We start from the raw sequence: 17,961 nt of genomic DNA, 5'->3' as shown, positions 1-17,961 counted from the left end.
CATGGGCACCCAGTCAGTCGACAACAGCCTGGCGGGGGACGCACTCTCCGAAAGCGCCGACGAGGTCGAAGACGTCGAGATCGACGAACCCGTGCCGAGCACCGAGCGGCTGGTCGCCCAGGCCGTCGCGCACGCCGGCGACGACCACGACAGCGCCGTGCTGGTCGACCGCTTCTGGCGCTTCGCGCCCGACGAGGAGCTGATCGGGTACACCGCGGACGAGATGCTCGGCGCCGCGCGCAGCCACCGCGAGCTCGCCGACCAGCGGGTGCCGGGAGAGCTGAAGCTGCGGATCAGCGAGCCCGGCCCGACCGAGCCAGCCACAAACCAGGGCCACCACACGGTCATCGAGATCGTGGCCGACGACATGCCGTTCCTGGTCGACTCGGTGACCGCGCTGCTGACCGCGCACCACCTCGACGTACACCTGCTGGTGCACCCGCAGATCGTGGTGCGCCGGGAGCCGCTGGGCAAGCTGGCCGAGGTCGCCTCCGAGGTAGAGGCCGACGACGCGATCGACGGCGACATCGTCGAGAGCTGGATGTACATCGAGGTCGACCCGGTACGCGACGCGGTGGCCCGCGACCAGCTGCGCCGCGAGCTGCAGCGGGTGCTCACCGACGTGCGCGAGGCGGTCGAGGACTGGCCGAAGATGCGCCGCCGGTCGCTCGCCATCGCCGACGAGCTGGCCGCCACCCGCAATACGCCGGAGCGGCCGCCGGTGCCGGAGAAGGACATCACCGACTCGGTCGACCTGCTGCGCTGGCTGGCCGACGACCACTTCACGTTCCTGGGGTACCGCGAGTACAAGCTCGTCGACGGGAACGCCGGCGAGAAGCTGCTGGAAGCGGTCATGGGGACCGGCCTCGGCATCCTGCGCCAGGACCAGACGGCACCGCGGGTGCTGTCGTCGATGACGCCCGAGGCGTACGAGAAGGTGCTGGAAAAGCGGCTCCTGATCATCACGAAGGCCAACTCGCGGGCCACCGTCCACCGGTCCGCCTACCTGGACTACATCGGCATCAAGATCTTCGACGCGGCCGGCGACGTGATCGGCGAGCGGCGCTTCCTGGGCCTGTTCTCCACGGCCGCGTACCGCACGAGCGTGCGCGACCTGCCGGTGGTCCGCCGCAAGGTCGCGGAGGTGCTCGACCGCTCCGGCCTCTCGCCGCGCAGCCACTCCGGCAAGGATCTCCTGCAGATCCTGGAGACCTATCCCCGCGACGAGCTCTTCCAGATCAAGACCGACGACCTCTACCAGGCGGTCATCGGTGTGTTGCGCATGGCGGGCCGGCGCCAGCTGCGCCTCTTCCTGCGCCGAGACGGGTACGGCCGGTTCATCTCCTGCCTGATCTACCTGCCCCGAGACCGGTTCACCACGCAGAACAGGCTCAAGATGCAGGAGATCCTGCTGCGCGAGCTGAACGGCATCGGCGTCGACTACACCACCCGGGTGACCGAGTCGACGCTGGCCCGGGTGCACTTCATCGTGCGTACCGAGCCGGGCAACCCGCCCGGTGCGGTCGACGCGGACGCGCTCGCCGAGCAGCTCGCCGACGCCACCCGACTCTGGGAGGACGACTTCCGGCTGGTGCTGGAGCGCAAGCTGGGCGACGAGCAGGCCAAGCAGCTCTACCACCGGTACTCAGAGGCGTTCCCGGAGGGCTACAAGGACCAGCACGCGCCGTACGAGGCGGTCAAGGATCTGGCCAAGCTGGAGCTGCTGGACGAGCCCGGCCAGCTCGAGATGCACCTGTTCCGCAAGCAGCACAACGACGAGGTCCGGTTCAAGATTTACCGGTACGGCGAGCCGATGGTCCTCTCCGCGGTCCTGCCCGTGCTGCACTCCCTCGGCGTACGGGCCATGGACGAGCGGCCGTACGAGATCGGCCGCCCCGACGCCACCGTCTACCTGTACGACTTCGGGCTGCAACTGCCCGAGTCGCACCGGGAGCTGCACATGGTCCGCCCGCACGTGGAGAACGCGTTCGCCGCGGCCTGGCGGGCGAGGCCGAGGTCGACGGCCTCAACGAGCTGGTGCTGCGCGCCGGGCTCACCTGGCGCCAGGTGGTGGTGCTCCGGGCGTACGCGAAATACCTGCGCCAGGCCGGCACGGTCTACTCGCAGCGGTACATGGAGAACACGTTCATCGACAACCCGGGGATCGCGGCGCTGCTGGTGCGGCTCTTCGAGGCCCGCTTCTCGCCCCACCTGGACAGCGGAGCCGACCGGGAGCTGAGCAGCAAGGAGCTGATCGAGGAGATCCGGCGGCGGCTCGACGACGTCGCCAGCCTCGACCAGGACCGGATCCTGCGGTCGTACCTGACGCTGATCCAGGCGACCCTGCGCACGTCGTTCTTCCAGCGCGGCAGCGACGGGCGGCCCAAGTCGTACGTGGCGTTCAAGCTGGACCCGCAGGCGATCCCGGAGCTGCCGGCGCCCCGCCCGAAGTACGAGATCTTCGTGTACTCGCCGCGGTTCGAGGGCGTGCACCTGCGCTTCGGGCCGGTGGCGCGCGGCGGGCTGCGCTGGTCGGACCGGCGGGAGGACTTCCGCACCGAGGTGCTCGGCCTGGTCAAGGCGCAGATGGTGAAGAACGCCGTGATCGTGCCGGTCGGGCCAAGGGCGGCTTCGTGCTGAAGAAGAAGCCCGGCGACCGGGACGAGGCGGTGGCCTGCTACCAGCGCTTCATCGGCGCACTGCTGGACGTCACCGACAACATCGTCGCCGGCAAGGTGACCCCGCCGCGCGACGTGGTCCGGCACGACGGCGACGACACGTACCTCGTGGTGGCCGCCGACAAGGGCACCGCCACGTTCTCCGACATCGCCAACGAGATCTCGGTGCGGCGCGGCTTCTGGCTCGGCGACGCGTTCGCCTCGGGCGGCTCGGCCGGCTACGACCACAAGAAGATGGGCATCACCGCCCGTGGCGCATGGGAGTCCGTCAAGCGGCACTTCCGCGACCTGGATGTCGACACGCAACGCGAGGACTTCACCGTCGTGGGCGTCGGTGACATGTCCGGTGACGTCTTCGGCAACGGCATGCTGCTGTCGCGGCACATCCGTCTCGTCGCCGCTTTTGATCACCGGCACATCTTCGTGGACCCGGCGCCGGACGCCGCATCGTCCTATGTGGAACGCAAGCGCCTCTTCGACCTGCCGCGCTCGTCGTGGGCCGACTACGACCCCGCGCTCATCTCGCCGGGCGGGGGCGTGTTTCCGCGTACCCTGAAATCCATCGCGATAACGCCGCAGATGCGCGCGGCGCTTGGCCTCGACGCGGATGTGGAGGCCCTTTCGCCGGCGGAGCTGATGCGGGCCATCCTGCAGGCACCGGTCGATCTACTGTGGAACGGCGGCATCGGCACGTACGTCAAGGCAAGCGACGAGTCGCATGTGGACGTCGGTGACAAGACCAATGACGCGATCCGGGTCAACGGCGCCCAGCTGCGTTGCAAGGTCGTGGGTGAGGGCGGCAACCTGGGGCTGACCCAGCATGGCCGGGTGGAGTTCGCGTTGCGGGGTGGGCGCATCTACACCGACTTCATCGACAACTCGGCCGGCGTGGACTGCTCCGACCACGAGGTCAACATCAAGATCCTGCTCGGCGGCGCGGTCACCGACGGCGAGATGACGCTGCCGGAACGCGATGCCCTGCTGGCCGAGATGACCGACGAGGTCGCCGAGCTGGTGCTGCGCGACAACTACGACCAGGCGTGCGCGCTCGGCAACGCGCGGGCGCAGGCGGCGTCGCTGCTGCCGGTGCACCGGCGGATGCTCGCCGACCTGGAAAAGCGCGGCGGGCTGGACCGCGAGATCGAGGCCCTGCCGGGCGACGACGAGTTGCAGGCGCGCGGCACCGGGCTGACCACGCCGGAGTTCGCGGTGCTGCTGGCGTACGTGAAGATCGCGCTGGAGCGGGAGCTGCTCGCCGACCCGCTGCTGGACGAGGACTGGACGGCCGAGGTGCTGGCCGACTACTTCCCGACGCCGCTGCGCGAGCGGTGCGCCGACCGGATGGCCGGGCACCGGCTGCGCCGGGAGATCGTGGCCACCCAGCTCGTCAACGAGGTGGTCAACCGCGGCGGAACGTCCTTTGTGTTCCGTGCCGTCGAGGAGACCGGCGCGTCCCCGCCGACGTCATCCGGGCGTACGTCGTGGTGCGCGAGATCTACGGGCTGCGCGAGCTGTGGGTGGCGGTCGAGGCGCTGGACAACCGGGTGCAGACGGACGTGCAGACGCTCCTCTACCTGGAGAGCCGGCGCCTGCTCGACCGCGCGGTGCGCTGGCTGGTCTCATCGCGACGGTCCCCATTGGATGTTCCGGGCGAGATCGCCAAGCAGCGGCCGGGCGTGACCCACCTGCTGTCCCGAGTGGACACGCTCTTCCGCGGTACGGAGCGGGAAGCGCTGCGGGCGCACGCCAACGGCCTCGCCTCCAAGGGCCTGCCCGACGACATCGCCGACCGGGCGACCCGGTTGGTGTACGGGTTCGGCCTGCTCGACGTCGTCGAGGTCGCCACCCACGCGGGGCACGACCTGGACGAGGTGGCCGAGGTGTACTTCGCGCTGTCGGAGCAGTTCCGGGTGGACGACCTGCTGTCGAAGATCTCGCTGCTGCCGCGCGAGGACCGGTGGCAGACGCTGGCCCGGATGGCGCTGCGCTACGACCTGTACGCGGCCCTGGCCGCGCTCACCGCGGAGGTGCTGAACTCCACGCCGTCCGGCATGCCGGCGCCGCAACGGGTACGGACGTGGGAGGAGGCGAACGCGTCCTCGATCGCCCGCACCCGCAACGCGATCGGTGAGTTCGACGACTCGCGGGCCGACCTGGCGCCACTGTCGGTGCTCCTGCGCCAGATCCGCACGCTGGTCCGCACCGCTTCCGCCAGCTGAGCCGGGGCGGGGCCCGGTGGATGTAAGGTCGTTGGCGATGCTCGACAAGCGGCTGTACCACCACCTTGTGACCTGGCTGGGCCAGTGGCCCCGGGGCAGCAGCTCGTGGTCGTGGGTTCGGAGCGGCGGGTCCTGCCGGCCTGGGACGGGCACGTCTATCCCATGGTGGGTGTGGGCTCGCCCACCGGCACGGTCATCTCCGTGCCATCACCGCGTACGGCCGCGGTGCGGGCGCTCGCCGACCTGCCACTGGACGACCTGCTGGAAAAGCTGCCCACCGCGCTCGGGCTGGCCGGCAGGCGCAAGGCTTACCGGGGCGTGTTCCGCTACTGTTTGGACCCCACGGCGTTGCCGGACGCGGGGAGTGGGTCCCCTTCGACGATCCCGTGGTGCCGCAGTGGTTGCGGCCGTTCGGCGGCGAGGTGCTGATCGCGCGGGAGCCGTCCACCGGTGCGTACCTCGCCGGGGTTGGCATCAAGCGCCACGATGGGCACGGCAACGAGCTGTCGGTCGGCACCGAGGAGCGGGCCCGCGGCCAAGGGTTGGCGCGTCGGCTGGTTGCCCAGGCGGCCCGCCGGGTGCTCGACGAGGGCGCCGTGCCGACGTACCTGCACTCGTTCGACAACGTCGCCTCGGCCCGGGTCGCCGAGGCCGCCGGCTTTCCCGACCGCGGCTGGATCGTGTACGGCGTCTGAGCCGGCATTACCTCCGACGTAATCGACGCGTCTGATCCACCATGACATGGTCATTCGCATGAGTGATTTCAACGAGCTGGTCCACCGCTACATCGCCACGTGGAACGAGCCGGACGCCGACGCCCGCCGAGCCGCCGTCGCGGAGCTGTGGACGGAGGACGGCGTCTACACCGACCCGCTCGCGTCCGTCGCCGGTCACGACGCCATCGCCGCGGTCATCGCCGGCGCCCGCAGCCAGTTTCCGGGATTCGCCTTCCGGCTCGCCGGCGACGTCGACGCGCACCACGGCGTCGGACGCTTCACATGGGAGCTGGTGCCGGAGGCTGGTGGCGAATCGGTGGTGGTGGGTTCCGATGTGGCCGTCGTCGGCGCGGATGGCCGCCTGCGCGGCGTGTACGGCTTCCTGGACAAGGTGCCGGGTTAGGCGCTGTGCAGATGCGCCGCGGTTTGCGGGTCGGCGGGGAAGAAACCCTCGATGACGAGTTCGGCGACCGTGACGTCGAGCGGCGTGCCGAACGTCGCCGTCGTGCTGAAGAACGCTAGTTCGCGGCCGTCGTGGCGCAGGCGCAGCGGCACCGCGAAGTCGCCCGGGCCGGGCAGTTCGACGTCCGGCTCGGGTTGGTCGCACGGGTAGCCGCGCAGTTCCTCGTACAGCGCCGGCAGGCTGGCGTCGGTGGTCATGGTGAGCTGCCGCCGGAGCCGGGCGAGCAGATGCGCCCGCCACTCGCCGAGGTTGGCGATGCGCGGGGCCATGCCGTCCGGGTGGAGAGTGACCCGCATCACGTTCATCGGCGGCTTCAGCAACTCCGGCGCCACGCCCTCGGTGAGCAACCCGACGCTGGCGTTGGCCTCGACGAGCCGCCACTCCCGATCCACCACCACGGCCGGGTACGGCTCGTGTCCGGTCAGGATCTGGCGCACCGCGGCGCGTACGGCGGACAGCTGGGGCGAGTCCAGCGCGGCGGCCGGGTACGCCGGCGCGTACCCCGCCGCCAGCAGCAGGTGGTTGCGGTCCCGCAGCGGTACGTCGAGCTGCTCGGCCAGGTGCAGCAACAGCTCCCGGCTCGGCGCCGCCCGCCCGGTCTCCACGAAGCTGATGTGCCGCGTGGAGACCTCCGCCTGGTTGGAGAGTTCGAGCTGGCTCAGCCGCCGGCTCTCGCGCCACCGGCGCAGGAGCTGACCTACCGGCTGTTGCGTCTGTGCTGCCGTCACCGTTCCGATGGCGCCTGTGCGACGCACGTCTGCCGCATCGTGCCGAGCCCGCTGATCGTGGTCTCCAGGACGTCGCCCGGCGCCAGGAAGCGCGGCGGCGTGCGGCTCTGCCCGACGCCCGGCGGGGTGCCCGTGAAGATCAGATCGCCGGGGAGCAGGGTGCACACGGCCGACAGGTACCCGATCAGCTCCGGCACCGAGAAGATCATGCTGGCCGTGCTGCCGTCCTGGACCACTTCGCCGTTGAGCGTCGTGGTCAGTCCGAGGGCCGCCGGGTCGCCCACCTCGTCGAGCGTGGTGAGGACCGGTCCGGTCGGGCCAAATCCCGTGTACGACTTGGCGAGGCTGAACTGGGGTGGCTGGCCGCGCCGCTGCACCTCGCGCTCGGAGAGGTCCTGCCCGACGGTCAGGCCGGCGACGTACTGCCAGGCGTCCTCGGGGCGCACCGCGCTGGCCGGCCGGCCGATCACCACGACCAGCTCGACCTCCCAGTCGACGGACCCGCTGGGCAGGGCGACCTCGCCGTACGGCCCGGCGAGGGAGGACGGGAACTTCGTGAAGATCATGGGGTACTCGGGGATCGGGTGGCCGGACTCGGCCGCGTGATCCGCGTAGTTCAGCCCGACGGCGAACACCTGCCGCGCCGCCGGGGACACCGGTCCGAGCGCGGCCTCGTCGAGCTTGCCGGTGGGGGCGTGCCCATCCGCCGCCCACGCCGTGAACTCGGGCCATGCCTCGTACACCGCCTGCGGGTCGGGGCCGAAGCGCCCGCCGCTGGCCTCGGCGACGTCGATCACGTCGCCGTCCGTCACGAGCACGGCTCGTCCACCCTGGTTCGCCAATCGCATTGCCCGAACATACTCCAGATTTTCGAAAATGCCAGAGGTGCTCGTACGATGTTGGGATGTCGCGTACCCGGTCCGAAGAGATGCACGACCGGCTGCGCGCGGACATCCTGGCCGGCCGATTCCGCCCCGGCGAGCGGCTGAAGCTCGCCGAGTTGCAGTCGCGGTACGGCGGCGGCATGGGGGTGATCCGCGAGGCGTTGATCCGGCTCGCCGGGCAGGGGCTGGTGCGCTCCGAGCCGCAGGTCGGCTTCGCCGTCGTGCAGGTGAGCCGGGAGGCGCTGCAGGAGCTGACCGAGGCGCGGGTCGCGATCGAGGGACTGGTGCTGACCCGGGCCATCGAGCACGGCGACACCCGGTGGGAGGCCCAGGTCGTCGCGGCCCACCACGTGCTGGCCCGTACGCCCCTGGCGCCGGGGAGCGACGAGTGGAGCGAGGCGCACCTGGCGTTCCACCGGGCGCTGCTGGACGGCTGCCCGAACAGCTGGCTCCGCGAGATCGCCGACTCCCTGCGCGTCTCCGCCGAGCTGTACCGCACCTGGTCGCAGACCATCGGCCGGGAGCCGGACCGCGACGTCACCGGCGAGCACGACGGGCTGCTGACCGCCGTCCTGGCTCGCGACGCCCCGGCGGCCACCCGCCTGCTCGCCGCCCACCTCCGGCGCACCGCCGAAAACCTCCTGGCCGCAGTCCCCTCCCCGAGTAGCCCTCCGCCGCTCTGGCCCTCCTCCCGCCGCTCTGGCCCTCCGCCGCTCTGGGCCCGCCGCTCTGGGCCCGCCGCTCTGGCCTCCCGCCGCGTCGATCAAGGATTTCCCCGTCGATCAAGGGCATATGGTCGTCGTTTGATCTCTGATCCACGACCGTTTGCCCTTGATCGACGGAGAAGCCCTTGATCGACGGGGCCAGTCCTTGATCGACGGGCCAAGCGCCGCGGACCGCAACCGGCCATAGGGGAAGCGCCACACGACCGCCTGTCGGCTTGCAGGGCCCCGCGCGCCGATCAAGGATTTCCGCGTCGATCAAGGGCAAACGGTCGTGGTTTGGAGATCGAAGCACGGCCGTTTGCCCTTGATCGACGCGGCGAGGGGCCAGCGCGGCGGCGGGGGCCAGCGCGGCGCGGGCCTAGCGCGGCGGCGGGGGCCAGCGCGGCGCGGGGGCGGGCGGGGCGTAACTGGGCCGGACACACGAACCGCGGGCCCGGTTGGGGGTGCCGGGTCCGCGGTTCGTGGTTTCCCCAGGTCGTGGTTCGGGGGTGCGTGGTAACGCTACGTGGCGCTAAATGTGGTTTCAAGGGGCTAAGGCCGGAAATAGTCCGTTCGGCGGAGTATCAAGCGACTACGCAGAGTTACCTAGTGGCGGAGGTTACGGATCAGGTCCATGACCTCGCGGGTGACCGGCCGCAGCACCCGCAGCCGGGACAGCCCCACCAGCCGGTCCACCAGCGGCACCCCGCCGTCGATCAGCTTGCGGGTTTTGGCCTGTCCCGGCGAGCGGTCGTGCACCCAGTACAGGACCACGCCCATGTAGCCCAGCCAGAGCAGTTCGGGCAGGTCCTCGCGCAGGTCGGGGTCGACCTTGGCGGTGGAGCCCTCGACCACCTCGCGGAAGAGCGCCATGGACATGTCCCGCGACGGCGACGACTCCGCCGAGAACGGGCTCAGCGGCGACGTCGGCTCGGCCGCCGTCTTGAAGAACGTGGCGGCGAACGCCTGGTACGGCGCCATCACCTCGATGCCCGCGTGCAGGGTGCCGCGCAGCCGGGCGGCGAAGTCGGTCTCCCGTTCCAGCACCGGCGCGGCGGCGGTCCGGTGCTGGGCCTGCTGCCCCAGGTAGAACTCCTGGATCAGGTGTTCCTTGGAGGGGAAGTAGTAGTAGGCGTTGCCGACCGAGACGCCGGCCTCCTTGGCGATCCCGCGCATCGTGGTCTGCGCGTACCCCTGCTCGCGGAAGAGCCGCATCGCGGTGTCCAGGATCAGCTGCCGGGTGTGCTCACCGCGGGCGGTGGCCGGCTCACCCGCAGCGGTCGTCGGCGCAGTCTGCTCGGTCATCATCGTCACCGTAGCCGCGGGTCCGCTCCCGCACCGCGGCCGCCGCGGCGATGACCCGCCGGGCCACCGGCAGCAGGTGCGGCCGTGCCAGGCGTTCGGCCAGCTCGCGGTAGCCGGCCAGGGCCCACAGGCAGGCCAGCCAGGCGCCGTCGCCGACGTACACCTCGCCAGTGTCGGCCACGACGGTCACATCACGCAGCGTCGCGCCGTGGTCCAGGCCGGGGAGGCGCCGCCGGGCCTCGTCCGACCCGGCCGGCACAAACTCCAGGGGTACGAGTTGGTCGCGCGCGGCCAGCCAGCGGTGCGCCGCGCGGCACAGTGGACAGTGCGCGTCGTACAGAACGGTGAGGGCGTGGACCCCACGAGCCCCGTGCCCCGTGGGGTCCACGCTGGGAGAGCCGATCATCGCTGTGGCATGGGCGGGGGTGGCGGCATCATCGGCAGGTGAGCGGCCGGCGGCAGCGGCGGGTGGCTGGACTGCTGGCGCAGCCGGCTGCGGCGGTAGCGGCCCAGCGCGAAGACGTTGAAGAAGTGCAGGCCGCCGAGGACGAGGAGCACCAGCCCGATCTTCACGGAGAGCGACTCGAGCGCCTCGCTGGCGTCCGCGATCGTCCCGCTGGTCCGCATTGCCACCGTCACGTAGCCGAGGTTGAGCAGGTAGAAGCCGACGACAAGGAGCTTGTTGACGGCCGCGGCGAGCCGGCTATCGGAGAAGACCTCCTCCAGAAACACCAGCCCGTTGCGGGAGAGCGTGCTGGCGACCCAGATGGTCAGCCCGATGCTGATCGCCAGATAGACCAGGTACATCCAGACCTTGATGTCCACCGCCCACGCCTTTCTCGAACGTGTTCAAATTGCGGTCAGCCTCAGGGTAGACCCGACTTTGAACACGTTCAACAGAGATGCGGCTCACAGTGACCAGCAGCCCGGCGACCGCGCCGATCCACGCGCCGAGGGCGTTGTGCACGAGGTCCTGCGGGTCCGGGCTGCGCCAGCTGTCGAACGACTGGACCAGCTCGGCGAGCAGCGACACGGCCGGGCCGAGGAGCACCGCCGGCCACACCCGCCGGCACGCCACCGTGAGGAAGAACGCGGCCGGCACGTACAGGGCCAGGTTGGCGAGCCGCTCCGCGTTGGCGCCCAGTCCGTCGAAGTGGTGCCACGGCAGGTGTCGCGCCTCCACGAGAAAGTGGTGCAGCCGGAACCTGGCGACTCCCATCGGCTCGATCGGGCCGAGCGGCATCAAGGTCAGCGCGACGATCGGCATGCCGAACGCGAGCGCGCCCAGCGTCGGCCACCGCGACCAGCCGAGCCGCTGGGCGAGATGGCGGTGGGTCGCCAGGGCGAAGGCGAGTCCTAACAGGAGCGTGCAGCCGGCTATCCCGGTGCCGATGACCTGCTCCGTCCCGGCGATCACTTCGTCCAGCATCGACCGACCGTAGCCGCCCATTCATGGAGTTCCTGTGAAGAACCTATGGCTCTCCTGCTCCACGTGAGTAGGGCGCCCCTCTTGGGCTTCGCGCTGTGCCTGGGTCGCTTCTCGGCGCTTGCCCCAGTAGGGGACCCCTCCGGGGTACCTCGCCGTGAGTAGCGCGGCCCCTATACCCGCGCTGAGCTGAACAGGGGCGCCCCACTCACGCGGGAAGGCCCAACAGGGGCGCCCTACTCACGCGGGCCAAGCTATGCGAGACCGAGGACCTCCGCGGCGGCGCGGCCGTTGGCGAGGCTCGCGCCGTACGTGGTGACGAACGCGCGCGCCCCGGCCGGCCGCCAGTGCGAGGGCCAGCCCATCTCCACGACCGTGACGGGGTGGCGGGCCGCGAGCTCCTCGATCAGCGCGCGGGCCGCGGGCACCCGGTGCGCGTGCCGGCCCACGACCACGATGGGGCGGTCGCCGGCGCGGGCCAGCAGCTCGGCGGCGTTGGCTTCGCCGGCCACCACCCGGAGCTGCTCCGTGCCGTTGATGTGCGGGCCGAGGCCCCACGGGACCGGCCCTTCGGCGATTGTCGAGGACGCGATGATCTGCACGACCAGGGGCGCGGCGAGCCCGTCGACGCTTCCCTCTACCTGCACGGCGCGCCGGGCCGCCGCGTACCCGAGATCGGTTGTCGGGACCTCGCGCGGCGCGGAGCGGGACGTCCAGGCGGCGAGGTCGGCGACGCGGGCGGCGGCGTCCTCGACGCGCGCGACCGGCAGGCGCCCGGCGGCGATCGCGTTCGCGATCTCGGCGGCGGTCTCCTCGACCAGGGCCGCGTCGACGTCGGCGCCGATGCAGAGCAGGTCGGCCCCGGCGGCGAGCGCCGGCACGGCGGCGCGCGCGGTGCCACCGGCGGCGAGCGCGGCGCCCTTCATCTCCAGGGCGTCGGTGACGATCGCGCCGCCGAAGCCGAGCTCTTCGCGCAGCAGCCCGGTCAAGACCGTCCGGCTGAACGTCGCCGGCCCGTCCCCGGTCAGCTCGGGCACCCGGATGTGCGCGGTCATGATGGCCTTGGTGCCGGCCGCGACCACGGCGGCGAAGGGCGGCAGGTCGCGGGCGCGGAGCACCTCGGGCGAAGCGTCCACGGTGGGCAGTTCGAGGTGCGAGTCGGCGACGGTCGCGCCGTGGCCGGGGAAGTGCTTGGCGCACGCGGCGATGCCGGCCTCCTGGAGCCCGGTCACGGCCGCGGCGGCGTGCGCGGCGACCTGCTCCGGGTCGGCGCCGAAGGAGCGGGTGCCGATGATGGGGTTCTCATCGGCGGTGTTGACGTCGACGGTCGGGGCGAGGTTGAGGTTGACGCCCTGTGCGGCCAGCTCGTATCCGATGGCCGCGTAGACCTTCTGCGTGAGTGCGGGGTCACCCACCGCGCCGAGCGCGGCATTTCCCGGGTACGGGCTGCCGGTCGCGTGCGCGAGGCGGGTCACGTCGCCGCCCTCTTCATCGATCGCCACGAGTACGTCGGGGCGTGCCTCGCGCAGGGCCGCGGTGACGGCGATGACCTGCGATGATTCGATGATGTTGAAGCCGAAGAGGGTGTATCCGGCGAGCCCCTCGCGGACCAGGTCGACCGCCCACTGTGGGGCGGTGCTGCCTGGAAAGGCGGCGAGGAGCGTGCGCAGAGCCAGTCGGCGGAGTCCGGGATCGGTCGACATGGTGAGTGCCCCTTCTGTCCGGCCGGCTGACCGTCTTTGCCAGCTTGGCCGATTACGCTACGCCTTACTCGGTTAAGTCAGTAAGGTTCAACTGTTAAGTCTCCTAAATACTAGAGGACGGCAATGGCCTCACCCCGCCTACCCGGCACTCCGCGGCTGCTGCGCGCGCTCAATGACCGGGCCGCGCTGGAGCTTCTGCTTTCCCGCGGACCGCTCACCCGCGCCCAGCTCGGCGAGATGACCGGGCTCAGCAAGGTCACCGCGTCCCAACTGGTGGAACGTCTGGAGGAGCGCGGACTGGTCACGCGGGTGGGCGAGCAGGCCGGCGGGCGCGGGCCGAACGCCCAGCTGTACGCCGTGACGCCGGGCAGCGCGCACGTCGTCGGGGCCGTCGTCGACGCCGACCGGGTGGTGGCCGCCTGCGCCGACATCACCGGCACCGTCGTCGGCCAGGCGGAACTGTCCACCAAGGACACCGACGACCCGGTCCGCGTCGTGCACAACGCCGTCGTGCAGGCCGCCGACAACGCCCACGCGCCGCTCGGCACGGTACGTCGGGTGGTGCTCGGCACGCCGGGTCTGGTGGACCCGGGCACCGGCGACATCACGTTCGCGTGGAACCTGCCCCGCTGGCACAAGGGCCTGCTCGCCGCCCTCCGCGAGGACCTGAGCACCACGGTCGTCTTCGGCAACGACGTCAACCTCGCGGCCGTCGCCGAGGCGCACGAGGGCGCGGCCAAGGGCGTCGACGACTTCGTGCTGATCTGGGCCGGCGGCGGCATGGGTCTCGCGATCGTGCTCGGCGGGCGGCTGCACCATGGCAGCACCGGCGCCGCCGGCGAGATCGGCTACCTCCCGGTGCCGGGCGCGCCCATCCCGCGCGACACGTACCGCCGGTCGAAGGGGGCGTTCCAGCAGCTGGCCGGCGGCGACGCGGTGCGCGCGGTGGCCCGCGAGCACGGCTTCCGCGGCGCCGGCCCGGCCGAGGCGGTACGGGCCGCGATCGCCGCCGGGACCAAGGGCGGTCCGTTCCTCGACGAGCTGGCCCGGCGGCTGGCGCTGGGCGTCGCCAGCACCTGCGTGGTGCTCGACCCGCCGCTGGTGGTGCTGGCCGGCGAGGTCGGGCAGGCCGGCGGCACCGCGCTCGCCGAGCGGGTGCAGCACGAGGTGGCCGCGATCACGCTCGTCTCGCCCCGGGTGGTGGCGTCCGAGGTGCCCGAGGAGCCGGTGCTCAAGGGCGCCCTGCGTACCGCGCTCGACTCGGTGCGGGACGAGGTGTTCGGCTCGACGGTGTCCTAGGTTCGTCTTACGCGAGGTCGCGCTGTCGGAAGGTGGCGAAGGCGCCGCCGACGAGGGCGATGAGGATGACCGCGAAGACGGCGGACGCGTGCACCCAGGTCAGCTCGTACGTGCCCTCGCACGGACCGAAGCCGCGGCAGGCGTTGCTGTCCCAGAACTCCAGCCTGCCGTCCATCCAGGCCCCGATGTAGCTGGAGAGCACCCACTGGTCCGGCCGCCCGGCCTCGGTGACCTCCAGCACGATGCGCAGGCCGATCTCCCAGACGATCGCGTACGCCGCGATCAGGCCGACCGCCGCCGCGGTGTGCCGGCCGAGAGTGGCGGCACCGAAGGCGACCGCCGACACGAAGAGCACGAACGCCAGGCCCCGCACCAGGGTCAGCCCCAGGTCGCTCCAGAAGTCCGCGTCGAGGTCGCCGCGCACGCCGGTGGCCTCGGCGATGGTCCAGAACGCGCCGACGTACAGGACCGTGGCGGCCACCGACACGGCGAGGACGGCCCCCAACATCGTGCCCAGCTTGGTGCCGAGCACGGTCATCCGCTGCGGCCGCCACAGCAGCAGGTTGGTCATGCCGCCCGAGGTCAGCTCCGCCCCGATGAACGACGCGGCCACCAGGAAGCCGAAAAGCGCCAGGAACGAGATGAGGAAGTACACCAGCCCCTTGATCTCGTCCTTGAAGACGAACACGCCGTAGAGGTAGTCCTCGGCGCGGGGATCGCGCTCGGCCAGTTGGCGGCAGTACTCCTCGTCGAGCTCCGCCCGCTGGCAGTCCGCCAGGGTGTCCGCGATGCGGTTGCGCTCCACCTGCGCCTGCTGCTCGGCCTGGTCCCACTCGATCGCGGTCGGCCGGTGCGAGGTGGCCAGCGTGGTCCCGACCGTCACGGCGCCCGCGCCGATCAGCAGCACGAGCATGAGCTGCACGAACCGGCGGGCGGTCAGCCGGCTGAGCTCCGCGGCGACGAGGTTCACGGCTGTCCTCCCAGTTCGATGGCGACGTCGTCGGCGTTTCGCGGCGGGCCGACGACGTCGACCTGACGCGGCGTGTCCCCGTCGGTGAGCTGGAGGAAGACGCTCTCCAGGTCGGGCGTCAGCGGGGTCAGCTCGGAGACCCACATGCCCCGCTGCCCGAGCTGCTCGGTGAGCCAGGCCGGGTCGCCCACGTCGGCGACCACGAGGTGGTCCTCGTGCACCGTCACCTCCAGCCCCGCCGTGCGGATCACCTCGGCGGCGTGGTCGAGGTCGGCCACGCGTACCCGGAACTCGCCCCGGTCGAAGCCGGACAGGACCGCGGCGACCGGCCCGGACGTCACCCGTTTGCCCCGCGAAATGATCGTCACGTGGTCGCAGATCAGCTGGATCTCGGCCAGGATGTGGCTGGAGACCAGCACCGTCACGCCCGCCGCGGCCAACTCCCGCATGAGGTCGCGCATCTCCCGGATGCCGGCCGGGTCCAGGCCGTTCGCCGGCTCGTCGAGTATCAGCAGCTCCGGGTCCTTGAGCAGCGCGGACGCCACGGCCAGGCGCTGTTTCATGCCGAGCGAGTACGCCTTGACCCGTTCCTCGCCGCGGTCGCGCAGGCCGACCTGGGCGAGCACGTGCTCGACCCGATCCAGCGGGACGCCGCCGGCCCGGGCCAGCAGTTGGAGGGTACGGCGGCCGGTGAAGTTGCCGAAGAACTGCGGGCTCTCCACGATCGCCCCGAGCCGCCGCGTGACCACGGGGAGCGCCGCCGGGGCGGGCTGGCCGAGGATGGCCATCCGCCCCGCGTCCGCCCGGACCAAGCCGAGCAGCGTGCGGAGCGTGGTCGTCTTGCCGGAGCCGTTCGGCCCGAGGAATCCGTGTATCTGCCCGGCCTCGACCGTCATGTCGAAGCCGTCGAGTGCCACGCGCGCGCCCCGCCGGATGGTCCGGAACGTCTTGCGCAGTCCCTCGATCTCGATGACCGCCGTCATGGGCCAGAACCATACGGTGCTGGTCACATCCGTGGGGGCAGCCGGTCCGGCGTGGTTGGATGGTCGCGTGGCGTGGTCCGAAGATCTCGTGGTTGACCTGGAGAGCGTTGGTGTCGTGCGCTCCGGCTCACACCTGCTGCACGACCTGACGTGGCGGGTGGAGCTGGACGAACGGTGGGTCGTTCTCGGGCCGAACGGCGCGGGCAAGACGACACTGCTGAGCATCGCCGGCGCCCGGCTCTACCCGAGCACCGGCACGGCACACGTGCTCGGCGAGCGGCTCGGGCGCACCGACATCAACGAATTGCGTACCCGGATCGGCCTGTCCAGCGCCGCGCTGGCCGATCGGATCCCCGGCGAAGAGCGGGTCGCCGACGTGGTGGTCACCGCCTCCTGGGGCGTGGTGGGCCGCTGGCGTGAGCGGTACGAGGCGATGGACGAGATCCGCGCCCGCGCGCTGCTGGAGCAGTTCGGCGTGGCCGGGTTCGCCGATCGGCTCTACGGCACCCTGTCCGAGGGGAGCGCAAGCGGGTGCAGATCGCTCGGGCCCTGATGACCGACCCGGAGCTGCTGCTGCTCGACGAGCCCGCCGCCGGGCTCGACCTGGGCGCCCGCGAAGACCTGGTCGGCCGGCTCGCCGAGCTGGCGTACGACCCGGACTCGCCCGCACTGGTCCTGGTCACCCACCACGTCGAGGAGATCCCGCCCGGCTTCACCCACGCGCTGCTGCTGCGCGACGGCGCCGTGGTCGCCCAGGGACTGATCGGCGACACAGTCACGAGTGAGAACCTGTCGAAGACCTTCGACGTGCCGCTGACGCTGGACCGCGTCGGCGACCGCTTCGCGGCGCGTGCCGTATGACGCCGCCGCGCGTGGTGGTTGCCGGCAGCGCCAACATGGACCTCGTCGCCACCGCTCCCGAGCTGCCCCGGCCCGGGGAAACCGTGCTGGGCAACGACTTCGCGATGGTGGCCGGCGGCAAGGGCGCCAACCAGGCCATCGCCGCGGCCCGAGCGGGCGCCTCCTGCGCGTTCCTCGGCGCGATCGGCTCCGACTCGTTCGGCGTCACCCTCAAGGCACGCCTGGCCGCGTCCGGTGTGGACAGTGCGCACGTGCGCGTGGTGTACGGCGCTTCCGGCGTCGCCCTCGTCGTCGTCAACTCGCACGGCGAAAACTGCATCGTGGTCACGCCGGGCGCCAACGCTGCGTTCACCTCGCTCACCGAGGCCGAGCTTTCCGCCGTACGCGGTGCCGACGTCCTGGTGTCGCAATTGGAGGTTCCCGTCGAGACCGTGACGGAGGCGGCTTTGGCGGCCCGGGCGGCCGGCGTACGGGTGCTGCTCAACGCGGCGCCGGCCCGGGCGCTGCCCACCGAGCTGCTGGACGCGGTGGACCTGCTCGTCGTGAACGAGGGGGAGGCGCGGGCCATAGCTGGAGACATGTCCGACATCCTGTCCGTCGTCCCGCGGGCGGTGGTGACGCTGGGCGACCAAGGCGCCTGGTACGGCGACCGCACCGGCGTTTCGGTACGCGTACCCGCGTTCAAGGTGGAGACCGTGGACTCGACGGCGGCCGGTGACGCGTTCACCGGCGCGCTGGCGGTGGCCTGGGGCGAGGGCCGTGACATGGTCGAGGCCGTACGCTGGGCCTGCGCCGCCGGAGCCGTGTGCGCCCGCCGGCTGGGCGCGTCCGTCTCCCTGCCCCAGCGGGCGGAGATCGACGCGATGTTCGCATCAGCCTCGTAGGGCATGTCTGGTGGATCTTGTGGGTGCGAGGCGAGGTCCAGGCGGCGATCCGGGAGTGCCGGGCGGAATGTCGCATACCGGTGTTGTATGCGGCCTTCCGCCCGGTGCCGCTGGTCGTCGTCTGGGCCCGCCGCAGCC

General features: G+C 71.4%; 13 protein-coding genes and 3 pseudogenes. 7 read left to right on the top strand and 9 right to left on the bottom strand.

All coding sequences use genetic code 11. The annotated features are described in order from the left end of the window. Position 1 precedes the first annotated feature (1 nt). The 3 genes and pseudogenes from Prum_RS13635 to Prum_RS13625 all read left to right on the top strand — a co-directional run bounded on the left by Prum_RS13635 (position 2) and on the right by Prum_RS13625 (position 6,016). Positions 2-4,897 (top strand): annotated as a pseudogene (locus tag Prum_RS13635) (NAD-glutamate dehydrogenase). Between the two features lie 37 nt (positions 4,898-4,934). Continuing rightward, positions 4,935-5,592 (top strand): annotated as a pseudogene (locus tag Prum_RS55760) (GNAT family N-acetyltransferase). Between the two features lie 58 nt (positions 5,593-5,650). Beyond that, a complete protein-coding gene (locus Prum_RS13625) occupies positions 5,651-6,016 on the top strand; it encodes a nuclear transport factor 2 family protein (RefSeq protein ID WP_173076921.1) in 366 nt (121 codons plus the stop codon). On the opposite strand, the gene Prum_RS48820 is transcribed toward Prum_RS13625, so the two are convergent. Then, positions 6,013-6,804, bottom strand: a complete 792-nt coding sequence (locus tag Prum_RS48820) for a helix-turn-helix domain-containing protein (protein ID WP_178132649.1) — start codon at positions 6,802-6,804, stop codon at positions 6,013-6,015. The genes Prum_RS13625 and Prum_RS48820 overlap by 4 nt on opposite strands. Further along, entirely contained in the window at positions 6,801-7,652 is an 852-nt protein-coding gene (locus Prum_RS48815; RefSeq protein ID WP_178132648.1) for a fumarylacetoacetate hydrolase family protein, read from the bottom strand. Before Prum_RS48815 ends, Prum_RS48820 begins: the two co-directional genes overlap by 4 nt. A 56-nt stretch (positions 7,653-7,708) precedes the next feature. Between Prum_RS48815 and Prum_RS13615 the strand changes: the two genes are divergently transcribed. Then, positions 7,709-8,542 carry a GntR family transcriptional regulator gene (locus tag Prum_RS13615; RefSeq protein WP_173076920.1) on the top strand — a complete coding sequence of 278 codons (834 nt, stop codon included), beginning with the start codon at positions 7,709-7,711 and terminating at the stop codon, positions 8,540-8,542. A gap of 456 nt (positions 8,543-8,998) precedes the next feature. On the opposite strand, the gene Prum_RS13610 is transcribed toward Prum_RS13615, so the two are convergent. The 5 genes from Prum_RS13610 to Prum_RS13595 form a co-directional block, all read right to left on the bottom strand. After that, positions 8,999-9,697 (bottom strand): TetR family transcriptional regulator, encoded by a 699-nt coding sequence (locus Prum_RS13610; protein ID WP_173076919.1) that lies wholly within the window; start codon positions 9,695-9,697, stop codon positions 8,999-9,001. Further along, positions 9,660-10,103, bottom strand: coding sequence for a thiol-disulfide oxidoreductase DCC family protein (locus tag Prum_RS13605; protein WP_173076918.1), 444 nt, complete (start codon positions 10,101-10,103; stop codon positions 9,660-9,662). The genes Prum_RS13610 and Prum_RS13605 overlap by 38 nt, the downstream gene beginning before the upstream one ends. Beyond that, positions 10,100-10,429 (bottom strand): hypothetical protein, encoded by a 330-nt coding sequence (locus tag Prum_RS13600; protein ID WP_246277874.1) that lies wholly within the window; start codon positions 10,427-10,429, stop codon positions 10,100-10,102. The genes Prum_RS13605 and Prum_RS13600 overlap by 4 nt, the downstream gene beginning before the upstream one ends. Further along, positions 10,401-11,126, bottom strand: a complete 726-nt coding sequence (locus tag Prum_RS51430; protein WP_246277873.1) for a VanZ family protein — start codon at positions 11,124-11,126, stop codon at positions 10,401-10,403. The genes Prum_RS13600 and Prum_RS51430 overlap by 29 nt, the downstream gene beginning before the upstream one ends. 251 nt (positions 11,127-11,377) lie before the next feature. Next, positions 11,378-12,826, bottom strand: a complete 1,449-nt coding sequence (locus Prum_RS13595) for a glycoside hydrolase family 3 N-terminal domain-containing protein (RefSeq protein ID WP_173076916.1) — start codon at positions 12,824-12,826, stop codon at positions 11,378-11,380. Between the two features lie 123 nt (positions 12,827-12,949). On the opposite strand from Prum_RS13595, the gene Prum_RS13590 reads away from it, so the two are divergent. Further along, positions 12,950-14,125, top strand: a complete 1,176-nt coding sequence (locus tag Prum_RS13590) for an ROK family transcriptional regulator (protein ID WP_173076915.1) — start codon at positions 12,950-12,952, stop codon at positions 14,123-14,125. Positions 14,126-14,132: 7 nt separating this feature from the next. On the opposite strand, the gene Prum_RS13585 is transcribed toward Prum_RS13590, so the two are convergent. Continuing rightward, complete coding sequence (locus Prum_RS13585; protein ID WP_173076914.1) at positions 14,133-15,095, bottom strand: ABC transporter permease subunit; 963 nt, start codon at positions 15,093-15,095, stop codon at positions 14,133-14,135. Further along, positions 15,092-16,078: an ABC transporter ATP-binding protein gene (locus Prum_RS13580; RefSeq protein WP_173076913.1), complete on the bottom strand. Its 987-nt coding sequence runs from the start codon at positions 16,076-16,078 to the stop codon at positions 15,092-15,094. The genes Prum_RS13585 and Prum_RS13580 overlap by 4 nt, the downstream gene beginning before the upstream one ends. Between Prum_RS13580 and Prum_RS13575 the strand changes: the two are divergent. Together Prum_RS13575 and Prum_RS13570 are read left to right on the top strand one after the other, a co-directional pair. Next, positions 16,077-16,939, top strand: a pseudogene (locus tag Prum_RS13575) (ABC transporter ATP-binding protein). The gene Prum_RS13580 and the pseudogene Prum_RS13575 overlap by 2 nt on opposite strands. Further along, positions 16,936-17,823: a ribokinase gene (locus Prum_RS13570; protein ID WP_173076912.1), complete on the top strand. Its 888-nt coding sequence runs from the start codon at positions 16,936-16,938 to the stop codon at positions 17,821-17,823. The pseudogene Prum_RS13575 and the gene Prum_RS13570 overlap by 4 nt, the downstream one beginning before the upstream one ends. Positions 17,824-17,961: the final 138 nt, after the last annotated feature.

This window comes from Phytohabitans rumicis (genome assembly GCF_011764445.1).
GTDB classification, from domain to species: Bacteria; Actinomycetota; Actinomycetes; order Mycobacteriales; family Micromonosporaceae; genus Phytohabitans; species Phytohabitans rumicis.
Note: the sequence above shows the minus strand (reverse complement) of the source record. Positions and strands in the feature narration are given on the sequence as shown.